This window comes from Priestia sp. YIM B13490 (assembly GCF_042787735.1).
GTDB classification, from domain to species: Bacteria; Bacillota; Bacilli; order Bacillales; family Bacillaceae_H; genus Priestia; species Priestia megaterium.
On sequence record NZ_JBHZOT010000006.1, the window covers coordinates 181,507 to 204,376 of the forward strand.

Consider the following 22,870-nt stretch of genomic DNA (forward strand, 5'->3'; position numbering starts at 1 on the left):
GAGCTTTTACTAATAGGTAAACCTCTCGTTACATGCATTTTAATCCTAAATGTTGTAGAATAGAGTGAAATTATTTTATATAACAAAGGATGGATCCCTATCTTATGAAAACAGCAATTATTACAGATAGTACCGCCTATATATCAGAGGAAATTCGATCAAACTATCATATACATATGGTGCCGCTAAGCGTTATTTTCGGTGAAGAAACATATCGTGAAGAAGTAGATATGACTGCAGATCAATATTTTGAAAAAATTAAAGAAGCAAAAAATCTTCCAACCACTTCTCAGCCTGCTATCGGAGAATTTGTAGAGTTGTTTGAACAGTTAAAACGAGATCAATTCGATGCTGCTATCGTTATTACGTTATCTAGTGGAATTAGCGGAACGTATCAGGGTGCTTTGACGGCAGGTAGCATGGTAGAAGACTTTGACGTGCACGTATTTGATTCAGAAATCAGCTGTATGGTTCAAGGCTTTTATGCGATTGAAGGAGCCGAGATGGTTCAATTAAATAAACATCCTGACGAAATCATTGCGCGTTTTGAAGAGATGAAACTATCAATGCGTGCGTATTTTATGGTAGATGATTTATCTCACTTGCAGCGTGGAGGTCGCCTAAATGCTGCTCAGGCTATTATCGGCAGTCTGCTTCAAGTAAAGCCAGTGCTACATTTTGAATCTAAAAAAATTGTTCCGTTTGAAAAAATTCGTACGCGTAAGCGAGCGTTAAAACGAATCACGGAGCTTCTTGATGAGGATGCAAAAGAAAATGTACCTATGAAAGCTGTAGTTATTCATTCTAATCGTGAAAGTGAAGCAAAAGAAATTCAACGAGACTTAGAACAAGAATATCCTCATATTGAATGGAGTCTTTCTTATTTTGGCGCTGTGATTGGCACGCATTTAGGTGAAGGTGCCATCGGTATAGGGTGGTATAAAAAGTAATCGAAAACCAAATCATTTGATTTGGTTTTTTTGCAGGAAAAAGCACCTTTTTTTGCGTATATAGATGTGTACGATAAACATCGAAAGGAATGAAGATATGCTTTTTACTGTTAAACAAGAATTGCTAAATCCCGTTCAAGTACCTAGCCCAGCTGCTTTTCCTCTCTCAAAAATCGATACGTGGAGAACTCCGCCTTTAAATCCTTCATACCCCTACTCTTTAGATCTTCAGCGCTCTCTAAGCGGAAAGCAGCTTCTACTAACTCAGACTCCCTATCCTTTATCTCTCATTCATGAACATTATCTAAACGGATATATTTCCTATCAAAAAGCACTTACCCAGAAAGAAAATGGATATAAATGCAACCGGTGTGGAAGTGATAGCCCCTTTTATTTTGCTTCATTTCCATGCAGTAGATGTCACCAGGAGTGCTACTATTGCCGAGCATGTATTGTGATGGGGAAAGTAAGTGAGTGCACACCTTTTATAAACTGGGAAGGACCAACAAGTAATGTTCTGCCAAAAAGCAGCGTGATGAATTGGAAAGGGATGCTGTCTAAAGCTCAAGAACTTGCTTCAAATGAACTCATTCAAGCTATAAAAAAAGATGAAGAGCTGTTAATTTGGGCTGTTTGCGGAGCAGGAAAAACGGAAATTTTATTTAAAGGTATTGAAGCAGCGTTGAACAGCGGAAAGAAAGTCTGTATTGCTACTCCAAGAACAGATGTAGTTATTGAGTTAAAGCCAAGAATTCAATCGGCATTCCCAGATATGTCTGTGCTGGCTATGTATGGAGGCAGCGAAGACCGTTTTCATGAATCCTCTCTTATTATTTCCACCACTCATCAACTTCTGCATTATTATCAAGCATTCGATGTGTTGATTATTGACGAAGTAGATGCATTTCCGTATTCGACGGAGCCTATGCTGCACTATGCTGTTGCAAAAGCAGCTAAACACGCTGCATCAAAGATTTATTTAACAGCGACTCCAAATGAATCATTAAAAAAAGACGTTGAGCAAGGGAAAAAACAAGTAGTCAAAATTCCAGCCCGCTATCATCGAATGCTTATTCCTGTTCCTCGGTTTGAATGGTGTGGCAATTGGAAGAAAAAAATGAAAACAGATACTTTGCCTGCTAATGTTGAGAAATGGCTGAAAAAAAGAATAAATGAAGGAAAACAATGCTTTATTTTCGTCCCGCAAATTAAGTGGATTGCTCCGATCACAGACATGATTAGGAAGCTGACGGAAAAGGTAGACGGTGTCCATGCTGAAGATTCCCAGCGAAAAGAAAAAGTAATGAAATTTAGAGAAGGGCAGCTCGTTATTTTAGTAACGACAACAATATTAGAGCGAGGCATAACGGTTCCCAATATAGATGTTGCAGTATTGGGAGCAGAAGAAACGATTTTTACTGAAAGTGCTCTTGTTCAGATTTCAGGAAGAGTGGGGAGGAGTGCTCAATTTCCAACGGGAGACGTGGTCTTTTTTCATTATGGGCAGTCTCTGTCTATGCGAAAAGCAAAAGAGCATATTGAATATATGAATGCTCTAGCTTATAAGGAAGGGCTGGTTGATCGATGACAATATGCCTGATTTGTTTTGAACCTCTTGTCTCTTCTTTCGATTGGAGGTCATTGTTAAAACCTTCTTCAACGGACAGAATTTGCACTGTTTGCTTGCAAAAATGTCCCATCATCACCAGTAGCATTTGCAGGGGATGCGGCCGTTCTCTTGCAGACCTCGCTTCTTCTCATTATGAGCTAGACACATGTATGGACTGTCAGAAATGGAATGATGCTTCTTTTTTCAACCGTTCTCTTTATACGTACAATGATTTTATGCAAAGCATAATAGAACGTTTTAAATTTCAAGGAGATTATGAAATTATCCAAGCATTCAAGGAGCAGTGGTATAAGTTCTATAAAAAAGAATGTAATCCAAAAGCTATACTAGTTCCTATACCTTTAACGGACGAGAGATTATATGAGAGAGGGTTTAACCAATCTTTAGCGCTAGCTGAACTGATCAGTGACAACATAGAAATGCCTCTTGTTCGCTGTTCAGGAACAAAGCAATCAAAGAAAAATAGGCGAAGTCGGCTGGCAGAAAGACTGGAATTTAAAGTAGTCAATTCCTCAATGGTTACGAATCAAGAATTTCTCTTGATTGATGATATTTATACAACAGGAGCAACCGTGCGCCAAGCGGCAAATTGTTTGCAGGAAGCTGGGGCACGTTCAGTTCGTTCACTCACTTTAATTCGTGCATGAAGATGTATAATTTAAAACTTTGACCGATAGTAAAATAAAAAACAAATGAGGAGTTTCGAATATGGGAACGTTAGATAATTGCAGGGAATGCGGTCATTTATTTGTAAAAAGTGGATCAATAAACATATGTAAATCATGTTTTGACAAAGAAGAAGCTCTGTTTCAACGTGTTTCTTCATTCTTGAAGAAGAGAGCAAATCGTACAGCAACGACTTACGAAGTAATGAAAGAAACGGGCGTTTCAGATTCGTTAATTCATCAATTTATTCGACAAGGTCGATTAGTGCTAATGAACTTTCCAAACATAAGCTATCCATGCATGCAATGCAACGCTCAGATTCGAGAAGGTAAACTCTGTCATTCATGCTCTCAAGAAATTAAACATGGGTTAGAAAAGCATAATCGTGAGATAATTCGTTCAAATGAAGAGCCGACGCGTCCCACCTATCGTTCTAACGAAAGGAAAAAAGAGTAAAAGTGTGCGGAGTGTTTGCAGATTCTCTATCTATAGACCTATGTTTAAGGTGGACTGTGAAAATGGTCTCAACTTCCTTGCCGATGCTAAAGGTTTAGGCGGAAATTCCGATATAATGAATAGAGATAACGGATACAAATATAAAAAGAGGTGAGAGAGATGAAGATTAACCCGTCGAACTTATTTGGAATAAATCCGTACAAAAAACAATCAGAAAAAACAGAACAGGTCTCTAAAAAGAATCCACAAGATCAGATTCATATTTCATCTGAGGCGAAGAAACTTCAGGGAAATGAACCATCTCCAGAAAGACTTGAAAAATTGGAGAAACTAAAACAGCAAATTAACAGCGGAACATACGAAATTAACGGAAAAGAAATTGCTAAAAGTATTGTAGATTTCTATAAAAAATAAAAGGACTGACATTGATTGAACGTGCAAGAAATTCAAACGATACTAGAAAAACAAGTAACGCTTCACAAAAGTTTGTCTGTTATTGTTAAAGAGAAAACGAACTTTATTATTAAACAAGATGTAAAGGCATTGACGGCTTCTTTGCAAAAAGAGCAATCTCATATAGCTGCTATTTCTGCACTGGAAACAAAACGTATAGAGGCGATGGAAAAAAGCGGACATACTGCTCACTCCATTGAAGAAATGGCAGCCTCATTCTCTGAGTACTCCATCTTGATACCCTTTCAAAAACAGCTAATAGATATAATTCAAGATATAAAGTATGCAAATGACTTAAACAATCAGCTGCTCACACAGTCTTTGCAGCTGATTCATACCGAACTAGACCTTCTTGTTCCATCGAAACGAGAGGATTCGTTCAATTACACAAAAACAAATAATAGATCGTTTCAGTCCAACTCTATTTTTAATTCGAAGGCATAAAGAACGGAGGAAAGCAGAATGAGTTCAACATTTCATGGTTTGCAGGTGGCTAAACGAGGAATGGATGCCCAACAAGCAGCTCTTTACACAATTGGCCATAATGTATCTAATGCAAATACGCCGGGCTATACGCGTCAGCGAGTAAGTTTAGAAACGTTCCCAGCTTATCCAGCCCCAGGGATGAATCAGACTGGAACTGCGGGCCAAATAGGAATGGGAGTAGAAGCCAGCACGGTAGAGCGAATACGTGATACATTTTTAGATACCCAGTATCGAGATGAAACCATTAAAGTGGGGTATTGGGATGCGCGCGCTGGCGCTCTTGAAAAAATGGAGGAAATTATGAATGAACCTACTGAAGATGGACTTTCAGCTGTTTTTAATCAATTCTTTGAGTCCATTCAAGATGTAGCTTCACACCCTTCAGAAGCAGGAGCCAGGTCTGTTATGATTGAACGAGCTGAAGCAGTAGGCGATACTTTCTCTTATTTATCTACTTCTTTAAAAACGGTTCAAGGTGATTTACAAAACGAGCGTGACGTAGCGGTAACACAAGTGAATTCTTTGTTAGAGCAAATAAGTAATGTGAACCAACAAATACAAAGCGTAGAACCGAATGGCTATTTGCCTAATGATTTGTATGATGAAAGAGATCGGCTGCTAGATGAGATTTCTAAATTTATGCCGGTTTCTTTAGAGTATACAAAAAGCAGCGGGAACGCTTCTGCAACGTCAGAAGGAGTGGTAACGGTTCAGCTTCAAACGTCTCAGGGGGCTATTACTCTTTTAGATGGGAAAACTCATCAAGTAAATGCCATCAGTTTGAAAACAAATCAAGATTCCTATGTGACGGAAATTCATATAGGGGATCAGATACGGAACCCTGAGTCATTTCCTCAAGGAAAACTTAAAGGGTTAATTGAGGCTTCTGGATATATAGATAATAGTGGTAATAAAACAGGTGTTTACGCTTCAATGATTGATGATTTAGATGAAATGGCATATGAATTTGTAAATTGGTTTAATGATAAGCACCAACAAGGTGTCACGCTAGATGGTGATCCTGGTATGTCCTTTTTTAATGAGATTTCTCAGAAAGAAGGGGCTGCAACTGGAATTGTTATTGCTGATAAAATTAAACAAAAAACAAACAATATTGCTGCTGCTTCTTCGGCCTCCTCTGGGGATGATGGAACTGGCCGCAAAGGAGATGGAAAAAATGCTCAGCTATTGTCTCAATTTCGTCAAAAGGTGCTTATTAATTCCGGGAATCAAGCTGTTTCCCTAGATGGCTTTTATCAATCTGTTATTGGCCAAATGTCAGTAGATGCCCAACAAGCCAACCGCTTAAAAAGTAATTCAGAAACCCTTCAGGGAGCTGTAGAGCAAAGGCGCCAGTCTACCAGTGCAGTTTCATTAGATGAAGAGATGACCAATATGATTCAGTTTCAGCATGCATATAACGCTAGTGCCCGTATGGTGACTATGATTGATGAAATGCTTGATAAAATTGTAAACGGTCTTGGAACTGGAGGAAGGTAAAGATGCGCGTCACACAAGGAATGTTAGCGGCTAATTCGTTAAAACAGATTAGCAATAGCTATAATAAGCTGGAAACACTTCAAAACCAATTATCGACTGGAAAGAAAATTACTCGTCCTTCTGATGACCCGGTAGTGGCTACTAAAGGAATGGCTTATCGTTCGAATCTTTCTGAAGTAAATCAATATAAACGTAATTTAACAGAAGCACAGTCTTGGTTTGATAGTTCAGAATCAGGACTTGAACAAGTCAATTCCATTCTTCAGCACACTAAGGAGCTGGTCGTGCAAGGGTTAAACGGTACGAATGAAAGTGATGACCGCCAAGCGATTGCACGTGAAATCGAACAGTTAAAGCTGGATTATATGCAAGTGGGCAATACGCAGGTGGCAGGAAACTATATCTTTAACGGTGTAAATGTAGGAGCACCGCCTATAAGTGAGAATGAAAGCGGTATGATAGAATCGAAAATTAACCTGGATCCTTTTTCAGTTGAAGTATCAAAAGGTATCCAGCTGAGAGTCAATATTCATCCTGAAAACATTTTTGGACAAGGAGCATTCGACTTAATGAAGAATGTTCAAACAGCTTTTGAACAAAACGATGTAAACTCACTAAAAGATCTCTCTACACAGGTAGACACGCAGCTGTCTACGCTATTAGCGGAGCGATCTGAATTGGGAGCAAGGAGCAATCGGCTTGAGCTGATCGAAAACCGCCTTGATTCACAGGAAATTACGGCTACTAAGATGCTTTCAAATAATGAAGATGCAGATATTGAAAAAGTCATTACGGATTTAACCGTACAAGAAAGCGTGCATCGTGCTGCTTTGGGAGTAGGAGCTCAAATTATTCAGCCTACGCTGCTAGATTTCTTGCGTTAAAAAGTTCCTTCTAAACAGAAGGAGCTTTTTTATAATGAAAAAAGATAACAAGAAAAAATCAATTAGCAAAGGTGTGATGAGATGAAAATTTCAACAAGCTATCATGGAGATATAGAAATAGATAATCAGCAAACACTGACATTCAATCAAGGGATTCCAGGTTTTTTGGAAGAAACTGAGTTCGTTATTTTACCACTTCCAGAAGCCGAAGCTTTCCAAGTTCTGCAGTCTATTCAAACCAAAGAATTAGCTTTTATTATCACGGATCCATTTCAGTTTTTTTTAGATTATGATTTTCACCTAGAACCTCAGGAAATCGAAAAGCTTCAATTACAACAAGCGGAAGATGCAGCTGTTTACGTATTGCTTACGATGTCAGATTCTATGGAAAAGATAACGGCTAATTTGCAGGCTCCTGTTATTATTAATACAAAGCAACAGCTTGCTAAGCAAGTGATTTTAATGAATACAGCTTACGAAACGAAGCACAGGTTATTTGAGTAAGAGGAATAAGATAAGGAGTGAGTCCATGCTTGTTTTAACACGAAAGTTAAATGAAACAATCAAAATAGGTGATGAAATTGAAGTGACCGTCCTTGCAGTTAATGGTGATCAAGTAAAGTTAGGAATTCAAGCTCCAAAATCTGTAGATATTCATAGACAAGAGATTTATGAAGAAATACGTAACGAAAATAAAAGTGCTTCTCAAATTACATTACATGCTATTGATATGCTGAAACAATTACCGAAAAAGAAATAAAACGATCGGTTTGAAAATAATCAAAAATATACGGTATAAATAATATCTAAATCGGGAAAGATAAACATATAGTATTCCCCACTATGTCTTAAGCCTTTCTCTTTAAGAGAAAGGCTTCTTTTTTATCAAAAAAATTGAACTGAATTTCTGTTTTTTTCCTTTTTATCGTGTATCATTAAATTTATTAAGTATAATTCAAATGAATTTAACAAAAGAGGAGAAGAGTAAATGAGTGATGTTCAAGAGTATCATGATTTATTAAAAGAAGCAGAAGATGTAGTTGTCAGCGCTTTAGCTGATACGATGGATTTATATGGGGTCACACCTTCAGTAGGAAGGCTGTATGGTATGCTTTATTTTATGGATGAGCCTGTTACATTAGATCAAATGAGTGAAGAATTGGGTATGAGTAAACCAACGATGAGTACATCCATTCGTTCACTGCAAAATATTGATATGGTCCACAAAGTGTGGAAAAAAGGTGTTCGAAAAGACTTATATGAAGCAGAAAAAGATTTTTCTAAGTCCTTTTTTTCCTTTTTCTGTAAGAAGTGGCAAAGAGAAATTTCAGTTAATTTAGAGGCAATCGAAGAAGCGGAAAACAAGCTGCAGATTCTCTTAAATGATGAAGATGTGCCTGAGGAGATCGCAGTAAAAGCAAAGCGGAATTTAGCGCAGATTATAGAGTCCAAACATTATTATCATTTCTTGAAAAAAGTAGTGAAAGTTTTTGACGACCGAAGAATCATCGATATTTTAAATGAAGAATTAGCGAAAGAGTAAATAAAAAAGGCTGTTGAAAAATCAACAGCCTTTTTATCATTTTTATACAGTTAATGGTGTAGCTTCGAAGCAGCGATTATAAATCCATTCGTAACTTTTTACAGTTAAATCACGAGGGTTACCAACTGTTTGTGGATCATTAAATGCTTCTTGAGCTAAGCGAGAAACCGCTTCTTTTGGAACACCTTGTTCTTCTAAAGAAGGGATTTGTACATCTTTAACTAGTTGATATACTTCACGAACAGCTGCTTGAGCTGCTTCTTCAAGCGTTAATTCGTGTGTATTAACTCCTAAAGCTTGAGCTATGCGCGCAAATTTTTCAGGCTCGCCCATCCAGTTATATTCCATTACAGGACCTAGCATTGCTGCTACGCAAGGGCCATGGGCAATTGGATAAATGCCTCCTAATGTTTGAGCCATCGCGTGAGCTGCTCCTGCAGATTCACTTCCATATGAAAGGCCAGCAAGCATAGCTGCATGCGCCATTCCATAGCGTGCTTCGATATCCTGTCCATTTGCAACTGCACGTCGTAAGTATTTTCCAACGTACTCAATAGCCAACAAAGCAACAGAGTCTGTCATTGGTTGTGCAAAATGACATGTATAACATTCAATTGCATGAGCTAATGCGTCAATTCCTGTACCGGCCGTAATATGTGAAGGCATAGATACGTGAAGTTCTGGATCAATAATTGTTAAGTGGGCAGCAATTAAAGGTCCACCTGTATTAAACTTAAACTCACGAACAGGATCCGTAATGACAGCCCATTGTGTGACTTCACTTCCTGTACCCGCAGTTGTAGGAATGGTTGTTAAAGGAGGGATACGTTTTGTTAAAGGTTTTTTTCCTTCAGCTGCTTCATAATCTAAGACGGGAGCATTATGAGCTACTTCTACACCAATAGCTTTTGCCGTATCCATTGAGCTTCCGCCTCCAACAGCTACTAGTCCGTTGCATCCATTTTCTTTGTACATTTTTGTGCCGTTTGCTACCACGTGAATAGAAGGGTTGGCTTCTACTTGATCAAATAGAATAACGTCTACGTCCGCTTCTTTTAAACTAGCGATTACAGGATCTGCTAAACCTACTTTTTTTACACCAGGATCTGTTACTAGTAAAACCTTAGATACACCTAGGTTTTTTACTTCTTCTCCAGTATGCTTAACAGCACCAATTCCATGTTTTACAACCGTTGGCATCTCAAAACTTTTTAAACGTTCCATTCTTTCAAATCGCATAAACATCTTTACATTCCCCCTTGAATTTTATTGAAACCAGCGCATTGGCTGTGGATTTGTATTCGTATAAATATGTTTAATTTCCGTATATTCTTCTAGCCCAATGTGGCTAAGCTCTCTTCCAATCCCAGATTGCTTATAACCTCCCCAAGGAGCCTGCGGGAAGTAGGGATGATAATCGTTAATCCAAGTTGTTCCCATACGGAGTGCTTTCACTACACGTTCAGCTCGATTCATATCACTTGTCCAAACGGCTCCAGCTAATCCATAGATTGTATCGTTAGCAAGTGCCACCGCTTCTTCTTCAGTACTGAAGCGCTCAATGGTCATAATTGGACCAAATGACTCTTCTTGGACAACTTTCATATCTCCATGACAGTCTGTAAAAATAGTTGGTTCAATGAATAAACCTTTTTGTAAAGACTCTTGAGTTGGACGTTTGCCTCCTAAAATAAGGGAAGCACCTTCTTGTTTCCCAAGTTCAATGTAATGTTCCACTTTAGCTAGGTGTTCTTTTGAGATGACGGGTCCCATTTGAGTGGCCTCATCCATGCCGTCTCCTAGCTTAATTTTTTTGGCTTGTTCAATAACTGCTGAAACAAATTTATCGTGAATATCATCTTGAACGAGTAATCTCGCACCAGCTGAACAAACTTGACCGGCATGAAAGAAGACCGCATTTAATGCATAGTCAACCGCAGTGTCAAAGTCAGCGTCAGCAAAGACGATATTCGGATTTTTCCCACCGAGTTCAAGAGCGATTTTTTTAAAGTTGCCTGCGGCAGCCTGCATGACTTTACGTCCAGATACACCGCCGCCTGTAAAGGAAACTAAATCTACTAAGTGACTTTCTGCCATTTCTTGTCCAACGGTCGCACCCGGGCCGAGTACAATGTTAATGACGCCTGATGGAAAGCCAACTCTTTCAAAAATTTTCATCATATGAATAGTTGTTAAAGGGGTGATTTCGCTTGGTTTAATAACAATTGTATTCCCAGCAGCAAGTGCCGGAGCCAATTTCCAAGAGGCTTGCAATAAAGGGTAATTCCAAGGAGTAATTTGGCTGCATACACCTACAGGTTCGCGGACAACGCGGCTAACAGAATCGGGATTAGGTGACTCAATCATCTGTCCACCATCTTTATCTGCTAATCCAGCATAGTATTGAAAGACATCAGCAATTCCATCCATGTCTGCCAGGCTTTCAACGAGGGTTTTTCCAGTATTCAAGGTTTCAAGTTTAGCGAGTTCTTCACGATCATTACGAATTTCTTCCGCTACTTTAAATAGTAAAGAACCTCTTTGGGCCGCTGTAAATTTAGACCATTCACCTGCATCAAAAGCTTTTCTAGCTGCTTCAATAGCTTCTACAGTATCAGCACGATTTCCTTCTGTAACGACAGCGATAACCTCTTGGTTAAAAGGATTTATAATCTCTCTTTTCTCGCCGCTGCGTGCTTCAACCCATTCGCCGTTTATGTGCATTTTTTCAAGCGTAAGTGTTTGTTCCAATAGCATCGACCTCCAAATAATAGAATTTGTTAAATTTATATTTAACGTTCTTAACAATTCGAATTATAGCATCGGTTATTTAATTTAGTCAAACCCAAAAACCCCAAATGTTCAGAATTTATTAGATTATCTTCTCTGGAAGAGACTAATCATTCGGATATTAAGAAAAAATTTAACAAAAAGTAATAAAAAATCACTGATTGCTATGTCCCTTGATACAAAAGGTTTTTTTATGTACGAGCTATGAGAATATTATTCTTTTTTTATATGAAAACACTCAAACTTTTTTGACAATATCCTAAACATTCAGATATATTAACCATAGTACTATATCTGCTTGCATACAAACCTCGAGAAACAAAGGATTTTGAATGTGGAAATTAAGAAAGGAGTTTAGATAGAAGATGAAAATAATTATGAGTTCTTAGCAAAATAATAAAAAAAATAAATTTAAATTATTTTAATATAATTATATAAACGTAATTTCTCCCCTTCGCATTGGTATTTATAATCCAACTATTTATATTTTATTCTGAAAAATCTATTTTTAGGTTTAATTGTATGCTGGTAGGAAAAAGGAATAGAGGACAATTATGTCTTTAGATTTCTTTATCAATTTAAAGGATGTGAGACGATGCAAAATGCTAAAAAGCCATTTCGTTCAGACACACAACAAGCCAGGCCTGAAAAGTCGAATGAGACTTCTGACTTTTCAGGGAAATCAAGCAGGAACAACCGTCTACTAACCCCCTTATGGACAACTATTATAGGATTTTCCATCTTTATGGTTGTCGCATTTATCTATTCTCTCTATAATCCAGATCTCTATTGGCCAGGCCTCATTTTAATGTTCATTATGTATGGTGTTATTTATTTTATTGGTGCTCGAGCCGCTGCAAGTAAAAAAGGAAAATCAGATGATATGCTTGTTGCAGGAAGATCTATGCCGCTATGGATTTCAATGTTCACAATGACCGCCACTTGGGTAGGTGGAGGGTATATTGCTGGAACGGCCGAAACCGTTTATTCCTCAGGGCTGACATGGACTCAAGCGCCATGGTGTTATTCAATCAGCTTGATTTTAGGCGGTATCTTTTTTGCTAGAAAGATGAGAAGGTTTGAGTTTATGACAATGCTCGATCCTCTAGAATCTCGTTTTGGTAAGAAAATGGCTACGGTTCTTTATTTTCCAGCTATACTGGGAGAACTGTTTTGGAGCGCAGCTATCTTAACTGCTTTAGGAACGACATTCGGTGTGATTTTAGGCCTCAGTTTTTCAATTTCCATCATTCTTTCCGCACTTATTGCCATTGCATACACCGTGATTGGCGGCTTGTGGGCAGTAGCACATACCGATATCTTACAGCTTTCTATTATGTTTTTAGGACTATTTCTGGTGCTTCCCTTTGCATTTTCGAATACGGGAGGGGTGGGAGCCGTTTTTTCTACTTATTCAGAAGGCATGACTGGTTCTCTTCATTTATTTCCTCCAATAAAAGGCTGGGAAGATCCGAAATGGGGAAATACATATTGGCAATGGTGGGATAGCACATTTTTACTTATTTTTGGTGGTATTCCATGGCAGATTTATTTTCAGCGCGTGTTATCTGCTAAAAACGAAAAAGCAGCAATGTGGCTATCTATTACAGCCGGCATCTTTTGCGCGTTAGCGGCCCTGCCTCCAACTTTAATAGGAATGATAGGTTATAGTGCAGACTGGTCTTCATTTGGAGCGTCAAGCCCTGAGAGCGCGTCCATGATTTTAACGTATGTATTTAAATACCTAACGCCCGATTTAGTAGGAGCGATTGCACTTGGAGGACTAGCTGCTGCCGTTATGGCTGCAGTAGCGGCTTCGTTGCTTTCAGCGTCGGGGATGGCAGCCTGGAACGTGTATCGTCCGATTGTAAAACCAAATGCGACACAGGCGCAGTTAGATAAAGTTATTAAACGTTCTATCATTATCATTGGAACGGGAGCAACTCTAATTGCTTTGAACTCTGAGAGTGTCTACTCTTTATGGTATTTATCAGGGGACCTCGTGTATTGTATACTTTTTCCGCAGTTGGTTTGTGCTTTATTCTTTAAAGGAGCTAACTGGTACGGATCTTTGGCTGGGTTTATTGTGTCTCTTGTTCTTCGAATAGGTGGAGGAGAACCGATGCTTCATTTAAAAGCGCTGCTTCCGTATCCGATGATTGAAGACGGAGTGGTCATGTTTCCGTTTCGCACATTTGCGATGATAGGCGGGTTGTTAACTATTTTTATCGTTTCCTACGCGACGCGACGTATTTGCCCTCCTCAGCCGCTTCGAAATCTTCATCGTGACATATCGGTTGAGAAATAATCAAAAGCAAAATAAAAAAGCCGCATCTGCGGCTTTTTTATTTTGCAATATTTTCTGACTCGGAAAATTGATCGTCAGGTCGCTTGTTGTTTGTTTTTTTGATGAACGAGTATGAAAGAAGAACCACAGCGGTTAATCCAAGAGTTAAGAAAAACTGTGAGCGCATCGAATCAATAAATGCCATTGATAAGAAGATCACTGTAATAATAGCAATTGTTACGTATGTTAAATACGGGAACAACCACATTTTCATCCCTTTAATTGGCTGGTTTGCTCGATTCATTTTCTTACGCAGGCGTAAATGAGAAATAGCGATAGCTAAGTATACAATAAGAGCAATGGCTCCTGATGCATTAACTAAGAATAAAAAGAGTTTATCCGGCGAAACGAAGCTAAAGATAGCACATACATATGCAGCAGCTGTGCTAATCCATACAGCTCTTGCCGGCACGCCTGATTTGCTTACTTTTGCTAAAGCGCGAGGAGCTTGTCCTTTTTGAGCTAATGACAAAATCATTCGTGAGTTCGTGTACAAAGCAGAGTTTAAGCAAGACAAAACGGATACTAATACGACTAAATTCATAATTTGTGCAGCTGCTGGAATATTGACCATTTCTAACATTGTTACATATGGACTTTTTAGTAAATCAGCTGAGTTCCAAGGTAAAAGAGTTACTAAAATAGCAACTGAACCAATATAGAAAATTAAAATTCGCCATACGACACTGCGAATAGCAGTTGTGATAGCTTTTGCTGGGTTTTCTGATTCACTAGCTGCAATAGCCGCAATTTCAGCCCCGAAATAAGAGAAAATAACGGTAATAACTCCCAAAAAGATAGAGTTCGTACCTTTTGGCATAAAGCCTCCGTGGCCCGTTAAATTAGCTAGACCAGGTGAAGATGTACCTGGGATTAATCCGAAAATAATAGCTAAACCGATTCCCATAAAAGCAACGATTGCCACAATTTTAATCATAGCAAACCAATATTCAAATTCTCCAAATGATTTGACAGAGAACAAGTTTGTTAAAGTTAATGCAAAGGTTAAGATTAAGCTCAAAAGCCAAATTGGTACGGAAGGGAGCCATTCATGAACAATTGCTCCTCCTGCAGTGGCTTCAATCGCAATTACAATTAGCCAGAAAAACCAGTAAAGCCATCCGACAGCATAACCTGCCCACGCGCCAATTCCTTGCTGAGCATATGTTGCGAATGAGCCTTTATCTGGGTTTACCATAGCCATTTCACCGAGCATACGCATCAATAGAACGACTAGCAGTCCGGCTGCTGCATATGAAACTACTGCTGCTGGGCCTGTTGCATTAATAACGGATCCGCTTCCTACAAATAAGCCGGCTCCGATAATACCTGCAATGGAAATCATGGAAACGTGACGTTGCTTTAACTTTCCGTGTGATTCTGTTTTGTTTCCCATCGTATTCACTCCTTTAAAATTATCGAAAGACTATTAGAAAATAAAGTAAATTCTGAAAATATAAATAGAAATTCCTCCCCTTACCTTTATAATAAGCAAGAAGTGTGCCAATTATCAAATTCCTATAAAAATCGACTTTAAGTTACTAAAATTGTCGATTTTTAAGTCGGAATAGACTCGATTTATTCATTGTAGACTTATTCGCCGTTTGGGATGTCTGGTATATACGTACATTTTATACAAATTTTCGACATACATCTTATTTATCTTGTATGATAAAAGAGAAATTTGTATTATATTCCAAGAAGAATGTTTGAGAGGGTGCGTGTGTTTGAGAAAATTTATAGCTGTTATTTTTCTATTTATTATCCTTTTAGTTGGGTTGTACTTTTTCGTTAGTCCAGTCAGAAATATTGAAAAACTTGATCAGACTGCTTCATTATCTTCACTGGCACAAGAAAAGTCCGCTCATGCGACGTCGCTAGAACTGAACGGAGGCGCTCCTATTTTAGGATACCGATTAAGCGAGAGCGATGTTAATGATTATTTGCGCAGCTACCTTTACGAAAATGATGAAACGGTTGACGGAGCAGAAGCCGAGTTGCTTCCAAAACATATAAAATTGTATATTAATAAACATGTAGTATCTTTTATGGAATCACAGTTTGTAGTTGACGTAACACCAAATGCCGAAAATGGAAAGCTTGTTTTAAAGGTGAATAGCGTGCATTTAGGAAGAATGCCGATTCCGATGTCTCTTGTATGGGATCGCTTAAATATTGATAAGGATTCTGATGTCACGGTCGATAAAGAAATGAATGAAATTACTCTGCTCAATAATTTGCCAGACTCCATTTCGTTTGAGCAAGCAGATACAACGGATGAATATATAAATTTATCTGCCTCTGTAACCATTGATTCGTTACGAGATATTATAAATCTAGCACCATACCTTATTCCTAAGGATATTCAAAGAAATTTATCCCAGAAACTGAACTTGCTTGGCCAATAATAAAAAGCTCACTTATTGTAGAAAAATAAGTGAGCTTTTTCTATCTTGCATCATTTGACCTATGAAAAAAATGTTTGTTTTACCGATACAAAATAGAGAAGTGTTGAACCTATGAACGAATAAGAAGATTCGAAAAAATACACTCATATTTCATGGCTAACAGTTGATGAATAGATGAATAAAAAAACGGTGGTGATGGTAAGTGGTAAGAGTAAGTGGGTTAGCAAGCGGAATGGATATTGATCAAATCGTCAGTGATTTAATGAAGGCTGAACGTATGCCTATTGATAAAATGAAAAAACAAAAGCAAACGTTAGAGTGGCAGCGAGATGATTATCGCTCTATGAACTTGCTGTTATCAGAATTTAATAATCTCGCTTTTAATATGACCTTGCAGTCTTCTTATTCATCCAAAACGGTATCTTCATCGGATGAGACGAAAGTAAAAGCAGCAGCTACTTCCTCAGCAGCAAATGCCTCTTATACTCTTTCAAACGTGACAATGGCGACTGCTGCGCAGAGTATTAGCACTAGTATTGATTCTAGTATGGATCCGACGAAAAGCTTGTGGTCTCAACGCGGGTCGATGGATTCAAGTGTGTGGACTGAGAAAACAGTGGAACAAGCTGCCATAACATTAAGTGCGGATACTAGTACAGTGAAATTAGCTAAAGGTGCTATTTCTGCTGTAAATCAGAATACAGGCACTTTAAACTCTATATCTGTTACCACGGATGGTACAAGTAAAGAGTATAAAGTGACAATAGGAACAAAGGTGGAAACATTAAGTTCTGATGAAGTTTTCATTAACGAAGACACAGGTGAAATGACATTTGGTACCACACTAACAAGCGGCAGTACAATTGAAGCATTTTCGTATCAGCAAAATGTATTGAAGTTTTCTATTACAACTTATGACAGCAACGGTAAAGCAACGGGTGATAATACAGATGGAAGTACGCCATTTGAATTTGACGGTTCTACCTCATTAAACACCCTTCTCACACAAATCAGCAATTCAAAAGTAGGCATTTCAGCCTTTTTCGATGAAGGAACAAATAAAGTTGTCATGACTCGTAAAGATACAGGAAATTTATCTTCTGCTGATAGTGCGGATGGTTCAAACATGGTTTTTTCAGGAGGATTTTTGACGGGCTTTTTACAGCTCGCCGGTGATGCCAAAGGAACAGACGCAAAATTTACGCTAAACGGTCTAGAAACAACTCGTAAGTCCAATACATTTACAACGGGAGGCGTTACCTATACCCTTCAAAACAATTTCACAGGAGATGTACGCGTTAACGTAAGCAATGATACGCAAAAAGTATTTGATACAATTAAAGATTTCGTGACCAAATACAATGAACTGATTGAAAAGATTAACGGAAAGATTACGGAAGAAAGAGACCGGGACTATCAGCCTTTGACTGATGAAGAAAGAGAAAAACTAACGGACAAACAAGCTGAGCAGTGGGATGATAAGGCGAAAAGCGGTTTGTTAAAAGGAGACTCAATTTTATCAAGCGGTCTAAACCAAATGCGTTCTAACTGGTATGCCTCTGTATCAGGAGTGAGCGGAGGATTTTCGCAGCTAACCGACATTGGCATTTCAACTAGCGCAAACTATAGCGATCGAGGCAAGCTAGTCATAGAAGGGGACGGAACTAAATTAAAAGAAGCAATTGAAAAAGATCCGCAGTCTGTGATGGATTTATTTATGAAAAGTGGAAGTACAACAAGTGAAAAAGGGATTGTACGACGTTTACGAGATACGATTACTCAAACCGTATCCAAAGTTGAGCAGCGCGCTGGCCGTTCAACATGGACAAGTGAACAATTTTTGCTTGGGCGGAATTTAAAAAGCGTAAATAGCCAAATCACTAGTTTTGAAAGCAGGCTCACACAAGTAGAGGACCGGTATTATCGTCAGTTTACAGCAATGGAAAAAGCCATTCAAAATGCAAATGCTCAAAGCGCGCAGTTATCGCAATATTTTAGTTAAAAAGGAGTGAACGTTTATGGCAGCAAATAATCCATATCAAGCGTATCAGCAAGGAGCTGTTCAGACTGCTTCACCAGGAGAGTTAACGCTTATGCTGTATAACGGGTGTTTAAAATTTATCAAACTTGCACGAACAGGCATACAGGAAAAAAATATTGAACTGAAAAATACGAATCTGTTAAAAGCACAAAATATTATTCAAGAATTAATGATTACCCTTGATACAAACGTGCAAGTTGCTAAGTCTATGATGGCTATGTATGACTATATTAACCAGTGTTTAATTGAAGCAAATACAAAAAATGACACAGCAAGCTTGGATGAAGCGGAACAATATGTAACAGAATTCCGCGATACATGGAAGCAAGTTGTGCAGCTTCACCGCCAGCAAGTCCATGGAAGCGGCGGTCAAGCATAAATATGATTAACGACCTATATCAGCTAACTGATGAGATTTATCGGCTTATTCAAACATTTTCTGACAAAAATCGAGAAGAAGGCATTCAAAAGTTAGAGTATCTTCTATTAAAAAGACGTGACCTCATAGAGAAACTGCCGCCAAAAAGTAGGGATAATGAATCGATTGGTAAGAAAATTGTCGAAATGAATAAGGGAATTGATCAAAAGCTTATCTTAATTCGGCATCAAATTATGGTAGATCTCCGTTTGCTAAAAGCGAAAAAAAAGCATAGTAACAGCTATGTAAACCCTTACGAAACAAAAACGTTTGATGGAATGTTTTACGATAAAAAAAATTAATCCTGCGTAAAAAAATACAACCCTTCTTCTTATGAAGAAGGTCTATTTTTTTGGTTTTTTCATAAACTTTTCTCAGGTTCCATAAATTTTCACTAAATTTTCAAAAAATTTTAATAGTTTAGGAAGGGATTGTGTCGGGTATTGTAGAATTGTAGAGGTATAGCAATGGATTAAAGGAGGAGTTCGAACATGATGTATAACATTCGCGGTGAAAACATTGAGGTGACTCCAGCAATTAGGGAATACGTAGAGAAAAAGCTTGGTAAGTTAGAGCGTTATTTCGACGAAACACCAACTGCTGACGTAAATGTAAACTTAAAAGTCTACAATAACGATCAAAAAATAGAAGTCACAATCCCAATGAATGATCTCGTATTGAGAGCTGAAGAGACACACAGTGATTTATACGCAGCTGTCGATCTTGTCCTAGATAAATTAGAGCGTCAAATTCGTAAACATAAAACAAAAGTAAATCGAAAAATGCGTGAAAAAGGCGCTGAGAAGTATCTGTTCGCAGCATTAGAAAGTGAAGCGAACGTAGCAGTTGCAACTGAAGAAGATGAATTAGAGCTAGTTCGTACAAAACGATTTAACTTAAAGCCAATGGATAGTGAAGAGGCTATTTTGCAAATGAATATGTTAGGACATAGTTTCTTTGTGTTTACAAACGCTGAGACCAACATTACAAACGTTGTATATCGAAGAAAAGATGGACGATATGGATTGATTGAACCAAACTAAGATTATAGGCTCTCTTAAACAAGAGCAGTAAAGTAAAAGCAGCGTGCCTCCGCACGCTGCTTTTTAGCTGCTTAAAAAAATAGTTCCATCACTACATAGCGCGTAGAAGATTTGGTGAATACACGCGTGGTTTCTTTCATGTTGAATGCCTGATAAAAAGAGACTTTATTTTCTCGTGCGTTACACCAGATCTTTCGTACCCCAAGGTTCTTAGCTTTGAGAAAAACCTCCTCTAGTAGACGACTGCCATATCCTTTTCCTTGTTCTTCTTTGAGAGTAGCAAATTTTCGAAATTGAGCTTCATTACCTGTTATAAATAAGGAAACAACTGATTTTAACTCTCCTTCTTCAAACAGTCCATAGTGAATGCCCAATGGATCATCTTTCAGCTGAATATAACTGAAATCTTTATCAGGCCACATGACGGTATGTCGGACTTCCCAAGCTTGTTCTTTTGTAATCGATTGAACATTCATTCTACATTCCCCTTTTTTATTGTAAGAGTGAGGCAGGGGAAATCACAATAGAAAATAACTTGTTAATAGAGTAGTACTAGTAAAGAGACAGACGAAAAAGGGTACAAGTTGCTACTTGTTTAGCTGCAATGTTACAATTTTACTCAGAATGTTTTATAATGAAAGATACAGATATGAATGAAAATAGTATAAAATGTACTGATTATAAATAGAGGAGCGTTTTAATATGCTTGGATTATTTAAAAAAGTGTTTGACGGCAATCAGCGCCAAATCGGCCGTTTAGAAAAAATGGCGGACCAAATTGATGCGTTAGGTCCTGAAATAGCGTCTTTAACAGACGATCAGCTTCGTGAAAAAACGGCTGAATTTCAACAACGCTACCAAAATGGCGAATCGCTCGATAACCTATTAGATGAAGCTTTTGCGGTTGTACGTGAAGCAGCGAAACGTGTGTTAGGCATGTATCCGTACAAAGTTCAGCTAATGGGGGGTATTTCTCTGCATGAAGGGAATATCTCGGAAATGAAAACGGGTGAAGGTAAAACGTTGACAGCTACTATGCCTGTATACTTAAACGCCATTACAGGAAAAGGTGTACATGTAGTAACAGTCAATGAATACTTAGCGAGCCGTGATGCTAGTGAAATGGGTCGTTTATATGAATTCCTAGGCTTGAAAGTAGGTTTAAATTTAAACCATTTAACGCGTGAAGAAAAGCAAGAAGCATATGCAGCGGATATTACGTATAGTACAAATAATGAACTCGGATTTGACTATTTACGTGATAACATGGTGCTTTACAAAGAACAAATGGTTCAACGTCCGCTTCATTTTGCCGTAATCGATGAAGTTGACTCTATCTTAATTGATGAAGCACGTACGCCGCTTATTATATCCGGCAGCGCGCAGAAATCGACTGCTCTTTATATTCAAGCTAATGCATTCGTTCGCACGCTTGATAAAGAAACCGATTTTACTTTTGATATCAAAACAAAAAGCGTTCAGCTAACCGAAGAAGGTATGTCAAAAGCAGAGCGCGCATTTGGCATTGAAAACTTATTTGATATTTCACACGTAGCGCTAAACCATCACATCAACCAAGCGCTTAAAGCACATGTAACGATGCAAAATGATGTGGATTACGTAATTGATGAAGATCAGGTCGTAATCGTTGACCAATTTACTGGTCGTTTAATGAAAGGAAGACGTTTTAGCGACGGCTTGCATCAAGCTATCGAAGCTAAAGAGAATGTTGAGATTCAAAATGAAAGCATGACGTTAGCTACGATCACATTCCAAAACTACTTCCGTATGTATGAAAAATTATCAGGTATGACGGGTACAGCTAAAACGGAAGAAGAAGAATTCCGTAATATTTACAATATGCACGTTGTTGTTATTCCGACAAACAAGCCAATTTCACGTGATGATAAAGCAGATTTAATTTATAAGTCAATGGAAGGCAAGTTTAATGCGGTAGTAGAAGATATTGCCGAGCGCCACGCAAAAGGACAGCCTGTTCTTGTTGGTACAGTTGCGATTGAAACATCTGAAATTTTATCAGCTTTATTAAAGAAAAAAGGCATTCCCCATCACGTTTTAAATGCAAAACAGCATGAGCGTGAAGCGGATATTATCGAAAATGCGGGTCACAAAGGTGCGGTAACAATCGCAACAAATATGGCCGGTCGTGGTACGGATATCAAACTAGGTGAAGGTGTCGTTGAAGCTGGAGGCCTTGCTGTAATTGGTACAGAGCGTCATGAATCACGCCGTATTGATAATCAGCTTCGCGGACGTGCTGGACGTCAAGGGGATCCAGGGGTATCTCAATTCTATCTATCCATGGAAGATGAATTAATGCGCCGATTTGGTTCAGATAATATGATGGCAATGATGGATCGCCTTGGTATGGATGACTCACAGCCAATTCAAAGTAAAATTGTAACAAGAGCTGTTGAATCCGCTCAAAAACGCGTTGAAGGTAATAACTTCGATGCGCGTAAACAATTGCTTCAATATGATGACGTGCTTCGTCAACAGCGTGAAGTTATTTACAAACAGCGCTTTGAAGTACTTGATTCAGACAACCTGCGTGCGATTGTAGAACGTATGATTGAATCAACTCTACAGCGTGTGGTTGAAGTAAACACACCGCGTGAAGAATTAGAAGAAGAATGGAATTTACAAGCGATTATTGATTACGTAAATGCTAATGTTCTTGAGGAAGGTGAAGTCACAGAAGAAGATCTTCGTCGTAAAGAGCCTGAAGAAATGGTAGAACTGCTGGTAGATCATGCAAAAGCTCGTTATAATGAAAAAGAAGAGCAGCTCCCTGAAGAACAAATGCGTGAATTTGAAAAAGTTGTTGTTCTTAGAGCAGTTGATTCTAAATGGATGGATCATATCGATACGATGGATCAGCTTCGCCAAGGTATCCACCTTCGTGCGTACGGCCAAACAGATCCTCTTCGCGAATACCAAATGGAAGGTTTTGCGATGTTTGAAAATATGATTGCAAGCATTGAAGAAGAAGTGACGAAGTATATCATGAAAGCAGAAATTAACAACAACCTTGAGCGTCAAGAGGTAGCGCAAGGTCAGGCGGCTGTTCATCCAAAAGAAGGAGACGCGCCGGCTAAGAAGAAGCCAAAAGTAAATGCAATAGAAGTTGGCCGAAATGATCCTTGTATCTGCGGAAGTGGCAAAAAGTATAAAAACTGCTGCGGTAAAGAATCATAAAGTAAGAGTCAATTAGTATAGAATGAATTAGTACAG

General features: G+C 38.4%; 22 protein-coding genes. 18 read left to right on the forward strand and 4 right to left on the reverse strand.

Annotated elements, in window-relative coordinates:
- Positions 1-104: 104 nt before the first annotated feature.
- From ACFX4R_RS19020 to cudC, 11 genes are all read left to right on the forward strand, one after another.
- Positions 105-950, forward strand: a complete 846-nt coding sequence (locus ACFX4R_RS19020) for a DegV family protein (RefSeq protein WP_043977440.1) — start codon at positions 105-107, stop codon at positions 948-950.
- Between the two features lie 97 nt (positions 951-1,047).
- On the forward strand, positions 1,048-2,538 hold the full coding sequence (locus ACFX4R_RS19025) for an ATP-dependent helicase ComFA (protein WP_162215093.1): 1,491 nt from the start codon (positions 1,048-1,050) through the stop codon (positions 2,536-2,538).
- Positions 2,539-2,729: 191 nt separating this feature from the next.
- Complete coding sequence (locus ACFX4R_RS19030; RefSeq protein ID WP_035335757.1) at positions 2,730-3,227, forward strand: ComF family protein; 498 nt, start codon at positions 2,730-2,732, stop codon at positions 3,225-3,227.
- 61 nt (positions 3,228-3,288) lie between these two features.
- Entirely contained in the window at positions 3,289-3,702 is a 414-nt protein-coding gene (locus ACFX4R_RS19035; protein WP_162215092.1) for a TIGR03826 family flagellar region protein, read from the forward strand.
- A gap of 159 nt (positions 3,703-3,861) precedes the next feature.
- Entirely contained in the window at positions 3,862-4,116 is a 255-nt protein-coding gene (gene flgM, locus ACFX4R_RS19040; protein WP_014457790.1) for a flagellar biosynthesis anti-sigma factor FlgM, read from the forward strand.
- 21 nt (positions 4,117-4,137) lie between these two features.
- Positions 4,138-4,599 (forward strand): flagellar protein FlgN, encoded by a 462-nt coding sequence (locus tag ACFX4R_RS19045; RefSeq protein ID WP_377570125.1) that lies wholly within the window; start codon positions 4,138-4,140, stop codon positions 4,597-4,599.
- A gap of 18 nt (positions 4,600-4,617) precedes the next feature.
- Positions 4,618-6,141 carry a flagellar hook-associated protein FlgK gene (gene flgK / locus ACFX4R_RS19050; RefSeq protein ID WP_377570070.1) on the forward strand — a complete coding sequence of 508 codons (1,524 nt, stop codon included), beginning with the start codon at positions 4,618-4,620 and terminating at the stop codon, positions 6,139-6,141.
- Positions 6,142-6,143: 2 nt separating this feature from the next.
- Positions 6,144-7,025: a flagellar hook-associated protein FlgL gene (gene flgL / locus ACFX4R_RS19055; protein ID WP_377570072.1), complete on the forward strand. Its 882-nt coding sequence runs from the start codon at positions 6,144-6,146 to the stop codon at positions 7,023-7,025.
- Between the two features lie 81 nt (positions 7,026-7,106).
- Positions 7,107-7,529 carry a flagellar assembly protein FliW gene (fliW, locus tag ACFX4R_RS19060; RefSeq protein WP_043977425.1) on the forward strand — a complete coding sequence of 141 codons (423 nt, stop codon included), beginning with the start codon at positions 7,107-7,109 and terminating at the stop codon, positions 7,527-7,529.
- A 25-nt stretch (positions 7,530-7,554) separates the two neighbouring features.
- The gene (gene csrA / locus ACFX4R_RS19065; RefSeq protein WP_013085431.1) at positions 7,555-7,785 is read left to right on the forward strand and encodes a carbon storage regulator CsrA; all 231 of its coding nucleotides are present in this window, start codon (positions 7,555-7,557) and stop codon (positions 7,783-7,785) included.
- A gap of 228 nt (positions 7,786-8,013) precedes the next feature.
- A complete protein-coding gene (gene cudC, locus ACFX4R_RS19070; RefSeq protein ID WP_028409671.1) occupies positions 8,014-8,568 on the forward strand; it encodes a choline uptake/conversion transcriptional regulator CudC in 555 nt (184 codons plus the stop codon).
- A gap of 42 nt (positions 8,569-8,610) precedes the next feature.
- Here the strand turns inward: cudC and gbsB are convergent, their stop codons facing one another.
- Both gbsB and betB read right to left on the reverse strand, forming a co-directional pair.
- Positions 8,611-9,813: a choline dehydrogenase gene (gene gbsB, locus ACFX4R_RS19075; RefSeq protein WP_043977419.1), complete on the reverse strand. Its 1,203-nt coding sequence runs from the start codon at positions 9,811-9,813 to the stop codon at positions 8,611-8,613.
- A gap of 21 nt (positions 9,814-9,834) precedes the next feature.
- The gene (gene betB / locus ACFX4R_RS19080; protein WP_176521338.1) at positions 9,835-11,325 is read right to left on the reverse strand and encodes a betaine-aldehyde dehydrogenase; all 1,491 of its coding nucleotides are present in this window, start codon (positions 11,323-11,325) and stop codon (positions 9,835-9,837) included.
- Between the two features lie 628 nt (positions 11,326-11,953).
- Between betB and ACFX4R_RS19085 the strand changes: the two genes are divergently transcribed.
- Positions 11,954-13,666, forward strand: a complete 1,713-nt coding sequence (locus ACFX4R_RS19085) for a high affinity choline transporter 1 (RefSeq protein ID WP_043977414.1) — start codon at positions 11,954-11,956, stop codon at positions 13,664-13,666.
- 37 nt (positions 13,667-13,703) lie between these two features.
- Here ACFX4R_RS19085 and ACFX4R_RS19090 read toward each other — a convergent pair whose 3' ends face one another.
- On the reverse strand, positions 13,704-15,101 hold the full coding sequence (locus ACFX4R_RS19090; protein WP_043977411.1) for an amino acid permease: 1,398 nt from the start codon (positions 15,099-15,101) through the stop codon (positions 13,704-13,706).
- Between the two features lie 325 nt (positions 15,102-15,426).
- On the opposite strand from ACFX4R_RS19090, the gene ACFX4R_RS19095 reads away from it, so the two are divergent.
- The 5 genes from ACFX4R_RS19095 to hpf all read left to right on the forward strand — a co-directional run bounded on the left by ACFX4R_RS19095 (position 15,427) and on the right by hpf (position 19,615).
- Complete coding sequence (locus ACFX4R_RS19095; RefSeq protein WP_309225837.1) at positions 15,427-16,113, forward strand: hypothetical protein; 687 nt, start codon at positions 15,427-15,429, stop codon at positions 16,111-16,113.
- Positions 16,114-16,315: 202 nt separating this feature from the next.
- Positions 16,316-18,115 (forward strand): flagellar filament capping protein FliD, encoded by a 1,800-nt coding sequence (gene fliD / locus ACFX4R_RS19100; protein WP_377570076.1) that lies wholly within the window; start codon positions 16,316-16,318, stop codon positions 18,113-18,115.
- Between the two features lie 16 nt (positions 18,116-18,131).
- Entirely contained in the window at positions 18,132-18,533 is a 402-nt protein-coding gene (gene fliS / locus ACFX4R_RS19105) for a flagellar export chaperone FliS (protein ID WP_025752547.1), read from the forward strand.
- A gap of 2 nt (positions 18,534-18,535) precedes the next feature.
- Entirely contained in the window at positions 18,536-18,874 is a 339-nt protein-coding gene (gene fliT, locus ACFX4R_RS19110) for a flagellar protein FliT (RefSeq protein ID WP_377570078.1), read from the forward strand.
- A 189-nt stretch (positions 18,875-19,063) separates the two neighbouring features.
- Positions 19,064-19,615: a ribosome hibernation-promoting factor, HPF/YfiA family gene (gene hpf, locus ACFX4R_RS19115; protein WP_013059750.1), complete on the forward strand. Its 552-nt coding sequence runs from the start codon at positions 19,064-19,066 to the stop codon at positions 19,613-19,615.
- Positions 19,616-19,686: 71 nt separating this feature from the next.
- Here the strand turns inward: hpf and ACFX4R_RS19120 are convergent, their stop codons facing one another.
- The gene (locus ACFX4R_RS19120) at positions 19,687-20,091 is read right to left on the reverse strand and encodes a GNAT family N-acetyltransferase (RefSeq protein WP_043977398.1); all 405 of its coding nucleotides are present in this window, start codon (positions 20,089-20,091) and stop codon (positions 19,687-19,689) included.
- 226 nt (positions 20,092-20,317) lie between these two features.
- Here ACFX4R_RS19120 and secA point away from each other — a divergent pair, with 226 nt between their 5' ends.
- Positions 20,318-22,834 (forward strand): preprotein translocase subunit SecA, encoded by a 2,517-nt coding sequence (secA, locus tag ACFX4R_RS19125; protein ID WP_016765888.1) that lies wholly within the window; start codon positions 20,318-20,320, stop codon positions 22,832-22,834.
- Positions 22,835-22,870: the final 36 nt, after the last annotated feature.

Excerpts from the sequence above, each read along its gene's own strand:
- hpf (WP_013059750.1), top strand. The coding sequence starts at position 19,064 with ATGATGTATAACATTCGCGGTGAAAACATTGAGGTGACTCCAGCAATT.
- fliS (WP_025752547.1), top strand. The coding sequence starts at position 18,132 with ATGGCAGCAAATAATCCATATCAAGCGTATCAGCAAGGAGCTGTTCAG.
- ACFX4R_RS19020 (WP_043977440.1), top strand. The coding sequence starts at position 105 with ATGAAAACAGCAATTATTACAGATAGTACCGCCTATATATCAGAGGAA.
- ACFX4R_RS19085 (WP_043977414.1), top strand. The coding sequence starts at position 11,954 with ATGCAAAATGCTAAAAAGCCATTTCGTTCAGACACACAACAAGCCAGG.
- betB (WP_176521338.1), bottom strand. The coding sequence starts at position 11,325 with ATGCTATTGGAACAAACACTTACGCTTGAAAAAATGCACATAAACGGC.
- ACFX4R_RS19090 (WP_043977411.1), bottom strand. The coding sequence starts at position 15,101 with ATGGGAAACAAAACAGAATCACACGGAAAGTTAAAGCAACGTCACGTT.
- secA (WP_016765888.1), top strand. The coding sequence starts at position 20,318 with ATGCTTGGATTATTTAAAAAAGTGTTTGACGGCAATCAGCGCCAAATC.
- cudC (WP_028409671.1), top strand. The coding sequence starts at position 8,014 with ATGAGTGATGTTCAAGAGTATCATGATTTATTAAAAGAAGCAGAAGAT.
- fliW (WP_043977425.1), top strand. The coding sequence starts at position 7,107 with ATGAAAATTTCAACAAGCTATCATGGAGATATAGAAATAGATAATCAG.
- fliT (WP_377570078.1), top strand. The coding sequence starts at position 18,536 with ATGATTAACGACCTATATCAGCTAACTGATGAGATTTATCGGCTTATT.
- ACFX4R_RS19030 (WP_035335757.1), top strand. The coding sequence starts at position 2,730 with ATGGACTGTCAGAAATGGAATGATGCTTCTTTTTTCAACCGTTCTCTT.
- ACFX4R_RS19025 (WP_162215093.1), top strand. The coding sequence starts at position 1,048 with ATGCTTTTTACTGTTAAACAAGAATTGCTAAATCCCGTTCAAGTACCT.
- flgM (WP_014457790.1), top strand. The coding sequence starts at position 3,862 with ATGAAGATTAACCCGTCGAACTTATTTGGAATAAATCCGTACAAAAAA.
- flgL (WP_377570072.1), top strand. The coding sequence starts at position 6,144 with ATGCGCGTCACACAAGGAATGTTAGCGGCTAATTCGTTAAAACAGATT.
- gbsB (WP_043977419.1), bottom strand. The coding sequence starts at position 9,813 with ATGTTTATGCGATTTGAAAGAATGGAACGTTTAAAAAGTTTTGAGATG.
- ACFX4R_RS19120 (WP_043977398.1), bottom strand. The coding sequence starts at position 20,091 with ATGAATGTTCAATCGATTACAAAAGAACAAGCTTGGGAAGTCCGACAT.
- flgK (WP_377570070.1), top strand. The coding sequence starts at position 4,618 with ATGAGTTCAACATTTCATGGTTTGCAGGTGGCTAAACGAGGAATGGAT.
- csrA (WP_013085431.1), top strand. The coding sequence starts at position 7,555 with ATGCTTGTTTTAACACGAAAGTTAAATGAAACAATCAAAATAGGTGAT.
- ACFX4R_RS19035 (WP_162215092.1), top strand. The coding sequence starts at position 3,289 with ATGGGAACGTTAGATAATTGCAGGGAATGCGGTCATTTATTTGTAAAA.